This window comes from Williamsia limnetica (assembly GCF_003217475.1).
GTDB classification, from domain to species: Bacteria; Actinomycetota; Actinomycetes; order Mycobacteriales; family Mycobacteriaceae; genus Williamsia; species Williamsia limnetica.
Genome location: NZ_QJSP01000006.1, coordinates 78,235 through 91,385, shown reverse-complemented (window position 1 = coordinate 91,385; position 13,151 = coordinate 78,235). Strand labels below are relative to the sequence as shown.

The 13,151-nt window shown below is 62.9% G+C and carries 20 protein-coding genes; 13 read left to right on the top strand and 7 right to left on the bottom strand.

Annotated elements, in window-relative coordinates:
- Positions 1 to 99: 99 nt before the first annotated feature.
- From DFR67_RS11395 to DFR67_RS11380, 4 genes are all read left to right on the top strand, one after another.
- Positions 100 to 681, top strand: coding sequence for a hypothetical protein (locus DFR67_RS11395; protein WP_110469659.1), 582 nt, complete (start codon positions 100 to 102; stop codon positions 679 to 681).
- A 134-nt stretch (positions 682 to 815) separates the two neighbouring features.
- The gene (locus tag DFR67_RS11390) at positions 816 to 1,676 is read left to right on the top strand and encodes a M12 family metallopeptidase (RefSeq protein ID WP_245937886.1); all 861 of its coding nucleotides are present in this window, start codon (positions 816 to 818) and stop codon (positions 1,674 to 1,676) included.
- 93 nt (positions 1,677 to 1,769) lie between these two features.
- The gene (locus tag DFR67_RS11385) at positions 1,770 to 3,263 is read left to right on the top strand and encodes a protein adenylyltransferase SelO (protein WP_110469657.1); all 1,494 of its coding nucleotides are present in this window, start codon (positions 1,770 to 1,772) and stop codon (positions 3,261 to 3,263) included.
- Between the two features lie 51 nt (positions 3,264 to 3,314).
- Positions 3,315 to 3,779: an SRPBCC family protein gene (locus DFR67_RS11380; RefSeq protein WP_110469656.1), complete on the top strand. Its 465-nt coding sequence runs from the start codon at positions 3,315 to 3,317 to the stop codon at positions 3,777 to 3,779.
- 13 nt (positions 3,780 to 3,792) lie between these two features.
- Here the strand turns inward: DFR67_RS11380 and DFR67_RS11375 are convergent, their stop codons facing one another.
- Positions 3,793 to 4,440, bottom strand: a complete 648-nt coding sequence (locus DFR67_RS11375) for an FMN-dependent NADH-azoreductase (protein ID WP_110469655.1) — start codon at positions 4,438 to 4,440, stop codon at positions 3,793 to 3,795.
- A 107-nt stretch (positions 4,441 to 4,547) separates the two neighbouring features.
- Between DFR67_RS11375 and DFR67_RS11370 the strand changes: the two genes are divergently transcribed.
- On the top strand, positions 4,548 to 5,063 hold the full coding sequence (locus DFR67_RS11370) for a MarR family winged helix-turn-helix transcriptional regulator (RefSeq protein ID WP_110469654.1): 516 nt from the start codon (positions 4,548 to 4,550) through the stop codon (positions 5,061 to 5,063).
- A gap of 13 nt (positions 5,064 to 5,076) precedes the next feature.
- Here the strand turns inward: DFR67_RS11370 and DFR67_RS11365 are convergent, their stop codons facing one another.
- Genes DFR67_RS11365 through DFR67_RS11360 form a run of 3 tightly spaced genes read right to left on the bottom strand, consistent with a single transcriptional unit; the run spans position 5,077 to position 5,962 of the window.
- On the bottom strand, positions 5,077 to 5,370 hold the full coding sequence (locus DFR67_RS11365) for a hypothetical protein (RefSeq protein WP_110469653.1): 294 nt from the start codon (positions 5,368 to 5,370) through the stop codon (positions 5,077 to 5,079).
- Between the two features lie 59 nt (positions 5,371 to 5,429).
- A complete protein-coding gene (locus tag DFR67_RS30500) occupies positions 5,430 to 5,600 on the bottom strand; it encodes a hypothetical protein (RefSeq protein WP_158539952.1) in 171 nt (56 codons plus the stop codon).
- Positions 5,597 to 5,962, bottom strand: coding sequence for an STAS domain-containing protein (locus DFR67_RS11360; protein ID WP_158539951.1), 366 nt, complete (start codon positions 5,960 to 5,962; stop codon positions 5,597 to 5,599). The genes DFR67_RS30500 and DFR67_RS11360 overlap by 4 nt, the downstream gene beginning before the upstream one ends.
- Positions 5,963 to 6,657: 695 nt before the next feature.
- Here DFR67_RS11360 and DFR67_RS11355 point away from each other — a divergent pair.
- A complete protein-coding gene (locus tag DFR67_RS11355; RefSeq protein ID WP_110469651.1) occupies positions 6,658 to 7,359 on the top strand; it encodes a GAF and ANTAR domain-containing protein in 702 nt (233 codons plus the stop codon).
- Positions 7,360 to 7,396: 37 nt separating this feature from the next.
- Here the strand turns inward: DFR67_RS11355 and DFR67_RS11350 are convergent, their stop codons facing one another.
- Together DFR67_RS11350 and DFR67_RS11345 are read right to left on the bottom strand one after the other, a co-directional pair.
- A complete protein-coding gene (locus DFR67_RS11350) occupies positions 7,397 to 8,209 on the bottom strand; it encodes a GAF domain-containing protein (protein ID WP_110469650.1) in 813 nt (270 codons plus the stop codon).
- Positions 8,209 to 8,985 carry a GAF and ANTAR domain-containing protein gene (locus DFR67_RS11345; RefSeq protein WP_110469649.1) on the bottom strand — a complete coding sequence of 259 codons (777 nt, stop codon included), beginning with the start codon at positions 8,983 to 8,985 and terminating at the stop codon, positions 8,209 to 8,211. Before DFR67_RS11345 ends, DFR67_RS11350 begins: the two co-directional genes overlap by 1 nt.
- A gap of 112 nt (positions 8,986 to 9,097) precedes the next feature.
- Here DFR67_RS11345 and DFR67_RS11340 point away from each other — a divergent pair, with 112 nt between their 5' ends.
- The 4 genes from DFR67_RS11340 to DFR67_RS11325 all read left to right on the top strand — a co-directional run bounded on the left by DFR67_RS11340 (position 9,098) and on the right by DFR67_RS11325 (position 10,582).
- On the top strand, positions 9,098 to 9,292 hold the full coding sequence (locus tag DFR67_RS11340) for an ANTAR domain-containing protein (protein ID WP_110469648.1): 195 nt from the start codon (positions 9,098 to 9,100) through the stop codon (positions 9,290 to 9,292).
- A 199-nt stretch (positions 9,293 to 9,491) separates the two neighbouring features.
- Complete coding sequence (locus DFR67_RS30230) at positions 9,492 to 9,689, top strand: hypothetical protein (protein ID WP_146240425.1); 198 nt, start codon at positions 9,492 to 9,494, stop codon at positions 9,687 to 9,689.
- 126 nt (positions 9,690 to 9,815) lie between these two features.
- Positions 9,816 to 10,322: a DUF2975 domain-containing protein gene (locus DFR67_RS11330; protein WP_110469646.1), complete on the top strand. Its 507-nt coding sequence runs from the start codon at positions 9,816 to 9,818 to the stop codon at positions 10,320 to 10,322.
- Positions 10,322 to 10,582, top strand: coding sequence for a helix-turn-helix domain-containing protein (locus DFR67_RS11325; RefSeq protein WP_110469645.1), 261 nt, complete (start codon positions 10,322 to 10,324; stop codon positions 10,580 to 10,582). The genes DFR67_RS11330 and DFR67_RS11325 overlap by 1 nt, the downstream gene beginning before the upstream one ends.
- A 49-nt stretch (positions 10,583 to 10,631) precedes the next feature.
- On the opposite strand, the gene DFR67_RS11320 is transcribed toward DFR67_RS11325, so the two are convergent.
- On the bottom strand, positions 10,632 to 11,624 hold the full coding sequence (locus DFR67_RS11320; RefSeq protein ID WP_110469644.1) for an adenosine deaminase: 993 nt from the start codon (positions 11,622 to 11,624) through the stop codon (positions 10,632 to 10,634).
- Positions 11,625 to 11,716: 92 nt separating this feature from the next.
- On the opposite strand from DFR67_RS11320, the gene DFR67_RS11315 reads away from it, so the two are divergent.
- The 3 genes from DFR67_RS11315 to DFR67_RS11305 all read left to right on the top strand — a co-directional run bounded on the left by DFR67_RS11315 (position 11,717) and on the right by DFR67_RS11305 (position 13,139).
- Positions 11,717 to 11,920, top strand: a complete 204-nt coding sequence (locus DFR67_RS11315) for a zinc-ribbon domain-containing protein (protein ID WP_110469851.1) — start codon at positions 11,717 to 11,719, stop codon at positions 11,918 to 11,920.
- A 314-nt stretch (positions 11,921 to 12,234) separates the two neighbouring features.
- Positions 12,235 to 12,636, top strand: a complete 402-nt coding sequence (locus DFR67_RS11310) for an STAS domain-containing protein (RefSeq protein WP_110469643.1) — start codon at positions 12,235 to 12,237, stop codon at positions 12,634 to 12,636.
- 98 nt (positions 12,637 to 12,734) lie between these two features.
- Positions 12,735 to 13,139 (top strand): ATP-binding protein, encoded by a 405-nt coding sequence (locus tag DFR67_RS11305; RefSeq protein ID WP_110469642.1) that lies wholly within the window; start codon positions 12,735 to 12,737, stop codon positions 13,137 to 13,139.
- Positions 13,140 to 13,151: the final 12 nt, after the last annotated feature.

Below are 13,151 nucleotides of genomic sequence, written 5' to 3'. Positions count from 1 at the left end.
ATGATTATCCGCTTCTCAGGTCTGCAGCGCAGGCCCCGTCTCGTGACCGACCGACGGGGTCACCGGAGAAGTCGACATCACATCACAGGAGTGAGCATCATGGATCAACAGTATTCCGCCGACACGACGTCTGGCGGCGTCGCAGTTGCCAGCGCCCCGAATGGTATTGCTGCACAACCAGATCGCGATCGTACGCGGTCCGCCGAAACCACTGCCTTCGGCGGCCGAGGGCCCGATGACCAGGGCGGTGATCTGCCCTCGGAACCATCACCACGTGATCTCCACTTGCAGCCGACGCCCCTCCCGGCATACACGTCCCAGCCGCCGGACGGGTGGATCTACTGGTTGTCATGGGGCACCATCTACGCCGGCGATTGCCGGATGGAAAACGCCAAGATTCACCTGTACCCGGACGGCATGATCCTCTTCCAGGCGGAGACGATTTCCTCCGACACAGAAGGCAGCATCTTCTCGTCGGGTGTCGACGTCTGGATTGTCAAAGGAATCCAGTTCTACGACGTATTCGGGCATCCGGTCGGTCACGCCGTCCCGCGGCACTGGGGAATGCAGATGGTCTGGGAGGGTTCGCGGTATCCGATGTCGTTCTGGGATGCGATCCCGAGCGTCGGCCCGTCAGGCGCCGCCCAGATCCGCAGCGCCACCATGACGTATTCCTGCTGACCATAATCCCCGAGTTCAGCAGCGCCACAACACCTCGAGTTCGCCAAGCGGTGCCCCGAGTACCACGGGGCGCCCTTGGCGACGTGTGCTCAACGTTTGATTCTCTCGCTCCACCGAAGATGAAGGAAAGCCCGATGACCACCAACGACGATCATTGCCGGATCATGAGTCTTCCATCCCGTCTGCACCAGCGGGCGGCGGAACTGGCTGTCACGATCAACCCGGTCAACGCACCGCTCCAAGAACCGTTGTCCGGTACCAATATCCACGTCGACGCCCCCCTCATGCTCACCGTCACGACCGGCAAGTACTGGGGACCCCGACCACGGCGTCTGACGGTCGGATTCATGGAGCCGACGCCCGACGATCTGCGCAAGCGGATCGTCAGCCACATGAACGCCTGGACTGCGACGGCGGGTATCTCGTTCGCACTGACCTCCGGCGTCGGCGATGTCCGCATCTCACGCGAGCGTGGAGGCTACTACTCCTACCTCGGTACCGACATCGGTCTCATCCCACTCAATCGGCAGACCATGAACCTCGAGGCCTTCACCATGAACACCTCTGAAGCCGAGTTCCGTCGGGTCGTCCGGCACGAAACAGGACACACGCTCGGATTCCCGCATGAACACATGCGCCGGGCGCTGGTCGAACGTATCGATCCGGCGAAGGCCTACGCGTACTTCCAACGGACTCAACGGTGGTCGAAAGAGATGGTCGACCAACAAGTCCTGACCTCACTGAACGAGAAGAACATCATCGGCACGCCCCCGGATCAAGACTCCATCATGTGCTACCAACTGCCCGGCGTCATCACCACAGACGGGATGCCGATTCGGGGTGGGATCGACATCAATGCGACGGACTTCGAGTTCGCAGGCAAGATCTATCCCAAGTTGTTCGCCGACGCCGATTCACCCGCCGCCCACACCACCATCGCGGATCTCGAGAACGATTGGGATCCGTCGGAAGACGTACTCGTTGGTGCCACCTGAACCGCTGTCAGACCCACGCACGTGCAGCAGGGGCGGGTGAGGGGCGGTGACTGCTGACGATTGAATACGCCACACCCTGGTTATCCTGGAAAGATGGCTGCAATTCCGGATTCCCCAGTGGGCACGACGCCAGCAATAGTCGGCCTCGACAGCACATACGCCGACCAGTTGAGTGCACTGGCCGTGCCGTGGCAGGGTGCAGACGCGCCTGACCCGAGGTTGCTCGTCGTGAACGAACCGCTGGCGACATCGCTGGGACTCGACGTGGAGCGGTTGCGCAGCGACGACGGTGTCCGCGTTTTGTCGGGGGCGTCGGCGCCCGAGGGATCCACACCGGTTGCGATGGCATACGCCGGCCACCAGTTCGGTGGATACACACCGTTGCTCGGGGATGGTCGCGCACTGTTGCTCGGTGAACTCGTCACCGGCAACGGCCGGCGAGTGGACCTGCATCTCAAGGGCTCGGGGCCCACGCCCTTCTCACGAGGCGGCGACGGATTCGCAGTTGTCGGCCCGATGTTGCGCGAGTACCTGGTCAGCGAGGCCATGCACGCCCTCGGCATCCCCACGACGCGCTCTCTGTCTGTCGTCGCGACCGGCCGGGATGTTCGTCGCACCGGTGCAGAACCCGGAGCGGTACTCGCCAGGATCGCGGCCAGTCACTTGCGGGTGGGCACGTTCGAGTTCGCGGTGCGCCAAGGCGAGGTCCTGCGCCCGCTCGCCGATTACGCGATCGCGCGCCACTATCCGAGGCTGACCGAACTACCCGACGACCAGCGCTATCTGGCGTTCTTCGAGGCTGTGGTGGAGGCGCAGGCAGCGTTGGTGGCACAGTGGATGCTCGCCGGTTTCGTGCACGGGGTGATGAACACAGACAACACCACCATCTCCGGGCAGACGATCGACTACGGTCCGTGCGCATTCATCGACGCCTTCGACCCGACCGCGGTGTTCAGCTCCATCGATCAAGGGGCCCGTTACGCGTTCGGCAACCAACCCGCGGTGCTCAAGTGGAACCTGGCGCGGCTCGCCGAAACGCTTCTGAGCCTGATCGATTCCACTCCCGACGACGCGATCAGTGCGGTCACGGCAGTACTCGACTCCTTCGACGAGCGATTCCAGAACCATTACGCGGCCGGTATGTCAGCGAAGCTCGGTCTCGCAGGCGAGGACATCGACCCGGCGCTGATCGACGATCTACTCGCGTTGATGAAAACCCATGGCGCCGATTGGACCGGCACGTTCCGCGCTCTGGCCGATGAACTCCGCGGGAACTCAACGGCTCTCGACGGGTTGATTCCGCGCGAGCAGCTCGATCCCTGGCTGACGCGCTGGCGATCTGAACTGGCCGAGCACGGTCGAGACGACGCCGCGGATGCGATGGACGCAGTCAACCCGCTCTACATCCCACGCAATTACCAGCTCGATGCTGCGCTGAAAGCCGCGACCGACGGCGATCTAGCCCCATTCGAGCAGCTGCTGGAGGTTGTGACTCACCCCTTCGACCGCCGCGACGATTGGTCCGACTACACCAAACCGGCCCCGCCGGTGTTCGCTGAATCTTTCCAAACCTTCTGCGGTACCTGATCTGCTCGTACATCTCGCCGCTCGCGGATTGAGCTGTGCTTACATAGGAAGATGGCCGACAACACCGAAGTCCGGGTCGTGAGCGCAACCCGCGACATCACCGCCGGCGTCGAGCATCTTTTCGAGCTGATCGCGGACCCGTCGCAGCAGCCCCGGTGGGACGGCAACGACAACCTGACCCTCGCCCCGGCCGACCAACGCGTCCGAGCGGTCGGTGATGTCTTCACGATGACGCTCACCACGGGAGCCGAGCGGGAGAATCATGTCGTCGAGTTCGAGGAGGGGCGGCTCATCGCGTGGCTCCCCTCGGAGGCCGGCCAGCCGCCTCCCGGGCATCTCTGGCGCTGGGAACTGGAGCCTATCGATGGCAGCCACACTCGGGTAACCCACACGTATGACTGGACCGACCTCACCGAGGAAAAGCGTTTGGTGCGCGCTCGCGCAACGACGGCACACAATCTCGACGCATCGTTGGGCCGTTTGGCCGCGCTTGCCGAGGGCAACGCCTCAACGTAATCAGCGAGGGCGGTCAGCCGCGAGGTGCGGCCAGGGATTCGCCGTGTTTTTCCGCCAGCTCCTCCGCGTCGGCGCGTAGACCCGCTGCGAGGTCTTTGAACTCGTCGAGGGCCGGATTCTCACCGACGAGGGTGAACGCGGATTCGACCACCTCGAGATCCAGACCCCAGACATCAGCAAGGATGCGCCGCATCCAACCGGTGGCGTGATCCCAACCTTCGCGAGGCGTGCCCGCCGCGTAGTTGCCGCCCTGGACGGTCACCAGTACCGCGGGTCGGCCCGCGATCACCGCCGGGCCGGTCGGACTGAATCGAGGATCGGTGATGACAGTGTCGACCCACGTCTTGAAGTGCTGCGACACGCCGAAGTTGTACAGCGGCACCGCAAACAGGAGCGCATCCGCGGCGATCAGTTCATCCGCGAGGGTAGCGGCCAGTCCAATCGCTTCACGCTGAGCGGACGTGCGCTGGTCCTCCGGTGTGTAGCCGGCGAAGGCGGCGGTTCCCCACGTGGTTGCAGGTATCGGCTCGGTTCCGACGTGACGTCGGATGATGGTGTCGTCAGGATGCCCGACGCGCCATTGGTGTTCGACGATGTCGGCGATCGCGCGACTATGGGAACCTTCGACGCGGATGCTGGCGTCGAGACGGAAAAGGGTCATGGGAACTCCTCGAGCGAGTGGGGTCGGCTGACGTAGCCGTGAACTTGAACGTGCAAGTTCGACCATACACCGCGCAATTGAATGTTCAAGTTCGGTACGATGGTCCCGTGACCGACGATCGAAACGACTTGTGGCTCTCCCACGAACAGCAGCGTGACTGGGCGTCGCTGGTCGCGTTGCTCATGACCCTGCCGGGCAAGCTCGACGCACAGCTCAAGCAAGACGCGGGAATCAATTTCTTCGAGTACAACATCCTGGTGTCGCTGTCAGACGCCCCTGATCACGTACGGGTGATGAGCGACCTCGCCGAATTGGCACGGGGATCCCTGTCCCGGCTGTCCCACGCGGTGACGCGCCTCGAAGCTGCCGGATGGGTCGAGCGACGCTCGTGCGGTGGCGCGGGCCGACGCACCGAGGCGGTGTTGACCGAGGCCGGATGGCAGGAGCTACAACGCATCGCGCCGTCGCACGTTTCTGAGGTGAGGCGACTGGTCGTAAATGCGATGGGAGCCGACGAACTCTCCCAACTCGGCTCCGCCGCACGCCAGATCGTCGCCGCGATCGACCCTGCCCTGGCCGACACTCTCGCCGCGGTCATCGACCGCTCGAAATCCGCAACCTGATGGGGCGAACCTTTCACGGCCCTTCGACGAAACGCCCGTCCGGAAACATCCGTCCATACCGCGACACTGCCCCACCGAAGAACCGACGCCGGGCGGTCTCGCTGACCCTCACCCCCATGGTGTACTCGCGCGCATGCTGCTCACGCCAGACCGTCAACTCGACCTTGTAGTCGACACCGCCGTCTAAGACGTGCTCAGTCGTGGTCGACTCATTGCTGTCGGCCCACTCCAGATCGTTGTAGTCGGCATCGCGGCTCCACTGTGCGAGTCGCACCTCGGCAAGACGGGTCGCGACCTCCTTGTTCATGACGGGATCGTAGCCGAAAAGGTTTCTTGAGGACCGGTGTTGGTTGCGGCGTCTGGCGACTAGACGTCGCGATGGTCGAGAGTCATGACCTTCTTCCACCACTGGTCGAGCGGACTGGGATCGGGCCACTCGACATCGGCCCGCACTCTGGCCGGTTGGTACTGCGGCACAGGATTTTCGGGTCTTCGGTCGCCCTGCGGGCGCTGCGGCGTCTCGTGTACCGATGTCATGGACGAGCTCCCGCCCGCTGCGACTCCTCGATGGGCGAGTTTTCCCATGCCGCACTGAACAGCAGCTCCGCGCCCTGCCCGATTGCGGTGTCGACGGTGTCGACGACCTGGAGCGTGTCGGCCACACCCGCCCTGCGCAGCTGCCTGGCAGTGGCCGGTCCACGGGCCACCACGATCATGGTTCCGCCGGTGGTCTGCACGGACTCGTGAACGGTTACGAGGGCGGCCATACCGGCCGCACTGAGGAAGGTGGTGGTACTCAGGTCGATCAGCAGAACTTCGACTCGATCGAAGAGAACCAGCGCGGCGGCCTCCTCTAGGTCATTGACCGCCAGGTAATCCAGATCCCCCGACACGGTCACCACCGCAGATTTCCCGCACGACATCGTCGATACAACACATGGGGGCACTGACCGGGTAATTGCAGACGGCATTGATTTAGGCATGAAGCAACCCCTCAAACATATTGCGGGGGGTCGTTGGTGGCTTTGAAACACTACCAACGACATGGGCGTGGCTCGTGTTCAACCTGACATTGATATTGCCACCTGCCCGCACCGCGTGCAACCCGTTTGCAACTGAAACCGGGTGTGTTGTAACGACGTCAGAAATTCAGATGCTGGGTAGTAAACGTCGAAAAGCGAAGTCGAATCGGCGTAGGAATACTGTTTCATTCCGAATGCGATCGCAGGACGACGGAATCGATGGCCCGCTGCCCCTCGCAATCCTGGCATTGGAACTGCCGAACGTATGGGCGGATCAACGAGCGTCCGGGTCGAGATGTCACCGACGCGCCCTCATCGAACCGTTGTCGACGGCAACAGGCCCGAAGAAGCATGTCCGCCTGACACATGCCACACCGTCACCCCAGGGGCGGTAGGGTTATGGGGCTGAAGACACTACGGCGATCGACGTGGTTTCTCGGTGTGGGGTCGGCTGTACAGAGGAAGCCGCGGCGGTCCCCGCGTCGAACCGTGCGCACACGCCGCACGGTGGCGACCAACATTTCGTGGCCGGTCGCTGACAGTTCAGCCGCGGCGGAGAGACGGTGACCCCGATGTCCGAGCAGAGTGACACTGACATTCTCAAAGAGCTGGCCGATCACGCGCGCAGCATGCACGCCAAGACCCGTCTGGGTTCTGATGCGGTGCTGGCCGAGATCACCGCGTCGGCCGTGCAATTGATAGACGGAGTCGTATCGGCAGGTATCACCGTCACAAAGAAGCGCAAGGTGGTCGAAACGCTGGCTCCTACCAACGCAGACGCCCGCGAGTTCGACCTGTTGCAACAACAGGTCGGCCAAGGCCCCTGCCTCGACGCCGCGTGGCAGCACCGCACCGTCAGGGTTCCCGACCTGCTCAGCGACGGGCGCTGGCCGGAACTCGCCGATACCGTCCGTGAGCACTCACCGATCCGGTCGTCGGTGTCGTATGAGCTGTTCACACACATCGAAGGCATGGGTGCGCTGAATGTGTACGCCACCACGCCCCACGCAATCTCTGACACCGAGGTTGAAAAAGGGTATGCGCTGGCCGCACACGCCGCCCTGGTGTTCGATGCCGCCCGAAAATACGACCAATTCCAGAGCGCGCTGGCTTCCCGCGACATCATCGGCCAAGCCAAAGGCATGATCATGGAGCGTTTCAACATCGGAGCCGACGCCGCATTCGAGCTCCTGACCAAGCTGTCTCAGGACTCCAACGTCACCGTCGCTGAAATCTCGCGACAGCTGGCCGGTAGTAAACCCGAAGCCGAATAAGAAATCGAGGGTGCCGGGCTGAGCGATACCGACCGCATCACTCGTCGATACGTGGTGGCCTGGGTAAGTCGGGGGGATCGAAGACCCCGGCCTTACCCGGGTCTGTGGGATAGCGCCGCTGCGCTGCCAGGATCTCTCGCGCGTGGGCAGTGGAGGTGACTCCGTGCGCGCGGGCCAATCTGATCAGTGTGAGCCGCGCGGTATCGAGGTCGAGTCCACGGGCCTGGGCCAGCATTCCGGTCGCGGTCGCGATGATGGTGGTGCCCTCGAGCACCGAATCGATCGTGTCGTCCAGCGCGGCATCGCGGTTGCTCTTCGATCCCGCCGACAGTGCCAGCGCCGTCAAGTCGGCGAACACCTGCCCGGCCTGGTTCGGATGATCAGGCCTCCACGGCTGCTTTGTGTGAATCACGATCGAACCGATTCCGGCCGCTACACCGATCACCGGGAACGCCCGCACCCCCCGCAGCCCGGCGTCGAGCGCCCGACGCCGGTACTGAGGCCATCTGGTGTCGTCGTTCGACGACAAATCCGCGACCAGAGCCACTGCGCCCGTGCGCGCGCTGTCGAGGGCTGGGCCAACCGTATTGATCAGCGGGCTCGAATCGACCGTATGAGGTGAGGACTCGGCAACAATGTGCAGAGCTGCGGTGCCGGCGATCTGCCGAGGGTCCAGTAACACGACGACAGCGGAGTAGGCCTCGAAGCAGCCACATGCTTGATCCGCCACAGTCTGCAGAACCGTGGGAAGGTCGACCCCGTGAACCATGCTGCTGGTCACGGCGGCTATCGCAGTGCTCACCTGCTCGAGATCAGTTCCCGCTGTGATATCTCGCCCCTGCTCGCTCACTACTGCCTCCCATCGTCGAGATCGTGGTGTGTCAACCGCCGCCCGATGACGTCGAATGCCACGTCACCGATAGACCGGCCGGTTCGAAAGGCGTATCCGCGTAAGCGGTCCAGAGCGACTTCCGGTGAGATCCCCATCTGGACGGCAAGCATTCCCGACGCAGTGAACACGTGCGTACGCGAGAAACCCGTCTCGGTGTCAGGGTTGGTGAGGTCCAAGGCCAGTGTGTCGGCAGCCATCGTCGGGGTGGCGGCACGAGCAACATAGTCGGCCCAGCTGGCCGCGACCGTCTCTCCGGCGCGGGCTGCGCAGGCAAGGCCCGCGTCGAGTTCGGTTTTGGACAATGGACCAGCCGTAGCCCGGTAGAGCTCCAGCACCCCCAGTGGCTGTCCCGCATCGGAGATCGGCAAGGCGAATATGGCCTCGACCCCAACCCCCGCGGCGGCCTCGACAAACCCGGGCCATCGCTGGGATGGCCAGTCGTGCCGAAGGTCGTCGACGAGGTGAGCTCGGCCTTGCGAGTATGCGTCCAGACAAGGCCCCTCGCCGAGGGTGAACTGCAACTCGTCGATGCGCTGGGCCAACGGGTCGGTGGCGTACACAAGATCGCGAAGCTTCGAGCGAGGGGTCAGCAACGCAGCCGCAGCGCCGTCGACCCCGGTCATCCGCACGGCCGTCTCACACAGCGCCCCCACCCCGGTGAATACAGCACGGCCCCGAGGGCCACTGACGTCTGGATCCCGCCTCGCGGCTTCGTCCCCCATGTCCCCCGTCACCTCGGCTCCATGAGATCCAGATTACCGCGCACGAGCCCGGAGAGACTCACCGCGCGTAGGCTGAAGTTCTCCGGGGAACGCTTTCTTCGCTGAACAGCAACGAAAGGCCCCCGTGGGTTTCCGGCCGGGACGCGACACTGACCTTGAGCACGATGAACAGCACATCATCGCCATAGCCGTGGGGATGCTGATGGAACGTGAGCAGATTTCGCAGGATGAGGCGCTGCACCTGTTGCTAGAGCTCGCGAAGTCGGACAATTTCGATCTCGTCGACGCCGCCGGCATTGTCATCAACACAAAGTTCTGAACCGGCGCGACGAGCGCGAGACATGTTGTTGCTGAACTTTTTCACGATCGAGTTTGCTGTGACCGCCAAGCCTGGTCACAGCGCCTCTGGTCGATACCGTTGCCTCATAGCGGATTTGGATAGTCTTATCGACAACGCGCCCGAGACTTCGACCACCTTCAGCACCGAATGCGGACAGGGCCCTTGCATCGATGCCGCCGTGCAGCATCGCACCGTCTATGTTCCCGATCTGCTCACCGACGACCGATGGCCCGAACTGACGCGGATCGTCCGTGGGCGGCCACCGATCCGATCGTCGATCTCGTTCGAGCTGTTCACCGACGCCGAGGAGCTGGGCGCCCTGAATGTCACAGTCGCAGAGATCTCGCGCCATGTCGCGACAGCAAGCCAGAGGTGACATTCGGAAGGCAGCGCAGCCACCCGGAACCCGGTGAGCACGCCAACCTGGACCAATCTATCGTTTTGCGATAGATTTGCGTTGTTCCTCGACTGATCCTGTGTCGAGATGGCTTAAGGGGTTCAGATGGGCAAGTGGGCTGTGCTGGCGTTGCGCGCGATTATTGCGATCGCACTGGCCGGGTCTCTGGTGGTGCAACTGGCGATGGCGCCGGTGCTGTGGTTCGACATGAACGACGCCCCGGTAGGCGTGCGGGTGTCGCTTGCGGTCATCGGCATCCTGGGGGTGGCCTGCCTCCAGGTGATCGGAATCTGTATTTGGAAACTACTGACCCTGATTCGCCGCGGAACAGTGTTCGCGGCCAGGTCTTTTCGCTACGTCGATGGCGTGATCTACGCTATTTCGACAGGAGCGATCTTGGTGTTCGCCATCGCTGTCGTCGCACGGTTCGCCAATCACAGCGCACCCGGAGACGAGGTGGCACCGGGATTGGTGGGATTGATCTGCGGCGGCGCTCTCGTCGTAGGTGGAGTGGCCCTCGTCGTCTACGTCTTGCGCGTGCTGCTTGCGCAAGCCGTCGCTCTCCACCGCGAGGCCACGAACTTGCGATCCGAGCTCGACGAGGTGATCTGATGCCGATCATCGTCGACATCGATGTGATGCTCGCTCGGCGAAAAATGCCGGTCGGCGTCCTCGCCGAGCAGATCGGCATCACCCCGGCCAACCTGGCCGTACTCAAGAATGGGCGCGCCAAGGCCGTTCGGTTCACAACACTCGCCGCAATCTGCGAGGTCCTCGATTGCCAGCCGGGCGATCTGTTGCGCTGGGAACCTGATGAGGTACATCAGCCGGCCGAACCCGACGTCTCGGCGCGATCGGCACACGGCGACTGATCTCACCCAGGGGACACTCGATATCGACATGCCGCCCAGCCACCGTGGGTCAGAGCGATTCGGCTGCGCCCGCGATCTCGGCCAGCAGCTCAGCCTTGCGCACATCATCGGCAAACGAGGACGTGACCGAGTTCCGCGCCAGCGTCACGAGGTCATCCACATCGAGATCGAGCGCATCGCTGACCTCACGGAAGTTGTCGTCGATGTATCCGCCGAAGTACGACGGGTCATCGGAATGCACGGACACATTCAGACCTCTACGGAGCATCGACTCCAGGGGATGATCGGATAGTCGACCGATCGCTTTCAGACTGACGTTGGACAGGGGGCACACGGTCAGTGGCACACGTTCGGCCGTCAACCGCTCGACGAGTCGCTCGTCCTCCATGCACCTGATGCCATGGTCGATGCGTTCGACACCGAGCAGATCCAACGCTTCCCAGATGTACTCCGGCGGACCTTCTTCACCTGCGTGCGCGACAAGGTGCAGCCCTTCGGCGCGGGCCTTCGCGTACACCTCCACGAACTTCGACGGAGGGTGCCCGACTTCGGCCGAATCGAGGCCGATCCCGAGGATTGGCGTTCCGAGAGCGATCACACCGTCGAGGACGTTCATCGCGGACTCGGCGCTCTGATCACGCAGCATCGACACGATCAGGCCGCTGCTCATCCCATGGTTGGCAACGGACGCGTCGAGCGCAGAGGTGACACCCTCGAGGACCTCCTCCAGTGCGATCCCCCGGAGGAGATGCGCCTGCGGGTCGATGAACACCTCCGCATGACGCACACCTGCGATCGCCGCTCGCGTCAGATACGCATCGGTCATCTCGGCAAAATCGGCGGCGGTCCGCAACGTCGACATGTTGGCGTAGTACAGGTCGAGAAACGCCTGCAGGTCTGCGAATTCGAACAGCGCTTTCAGCTCATCGACGTCGGAGTAGGGCAACGTGATCTTGTTTCGCTCGGCGAGCTCGAAGATCGTCTCCGGCTCGAGCGTCCCCTCGAGATGGAGATGCAGTTCGGCGACCGGAAGATGTGTCATTCGCTGATGAAATCATGCTCCGCCGGCTGCCTCCAAGGGCAGCGACGGCATGCCAGTACGTGAGTTGGCCGCGCGACTCTATGCTGGACCCCGTGTTCCTCCTCTTCGGATACGGCGTCAAGCGCAAGTACGTCGGCGCGGGTGAGACCCGGACGTGCCCACGCTGCCACAACACCACGCAGTGGGCTCGCATGCGCCAGTTCACCCAGTTCACAGTGTTTTTTGTTCCGATCGCCCGGTGGAAGCGCCGCCGATTCGAGGAATGCGGCATCTGCGGCACTGTCGTTGATTTGTGATCGCCTCGGTCGAAAAATCTTACTGCACAGGCGATCGTCGTCGCGTATCCCTCAATTCTCGTTGCGCTTTCGCAGCAAATATGCTGGCACCCGAGAGCGCTTGCAGCACAAGACGTGTCGGAATACCCTCCTCTGACGATTACATGAGCAAAGTTATTGATAAAACACCATGGCTATTAACGGTTTCCTCGGCACTGTGCATACGGACACCATTCGTGACATAATAAGTGTCGGTGCAGCCCCTGCCGTTTATTGACAGTCTTATCTCAAGAGGACGAGTCACCATCGCTAGGGCACGCTGAAGGGCACGCACCATGCGAACGACCATCACTCATACTTTCGCCCCGGGCGTTCAGCCGCAGGGCATCACCGTGCAGTCCACGCGGCGCCACGACCTGGTCGTTCTCGCGGTCGAGGGCGAGATCGATTTGCTGACGACGCCACAGCTGGAAGAAGCGGTCACCGCGGCATTGGCCGACTCGCCCCGCGGCCTGATCATCGATCTGACCAAGACGGCCTTCTTGTCGTCTGCAGGCATGGGCGCGTTGGTTGCCGCACACGCCAATGCGCCGGCCGGGCGCTTCGGCGTCGTCGCCGACGGACCGTCCACGAGCAGGCCCATGGAACTCATCGGACTCGACAGAGCGCTGGGCCTGTACGCCTCTCTTGATGCCGCCCTCTCCGCCTGTACGGAGGTTCTCGAAGTGAGTGCGTGAGACATCATGCATACATTTCCGCTGGATAGGGTAGGTAGCCCTGTGTGAGCTACTGCAATCGCACGACACCGCGCTCGGGCCGTCATTCGCGATTTCGGATGTCCACGACGGCCGCGACGCCCGCGGCGATCTCTGGACTACGCATCGAGTTCTCGACGTGGATCGCCGGCGTTCTGAATACCACTGAGGGCCGCCGAGCCGACATCACCCTCGCCGTGTACGAAGCGATGGCCAACGCCACCGAACACGCCTATCCCCGGGACCGTCCCGGTGAAGTGTTGGTCCGTGCCCGCTACCTGCGCCGCACCCGAACCCTGCGAGTCCTAGTTCGTGACCGGGGCAGGTGGTGGCACCACGCGAAGCCGTTGACCGGGCGTGGCCACGGACTGTCCTTGATCAGGGGCTTGTGCGATCGGGCCGTGATCACCTCCCCGGCCGCCGGCACCACTGTCGACCTGAATTGGACGCTCATCCCCGCAGGCGTCGTCGGTCAGTCGACGTAGCGCCGAGGCGGT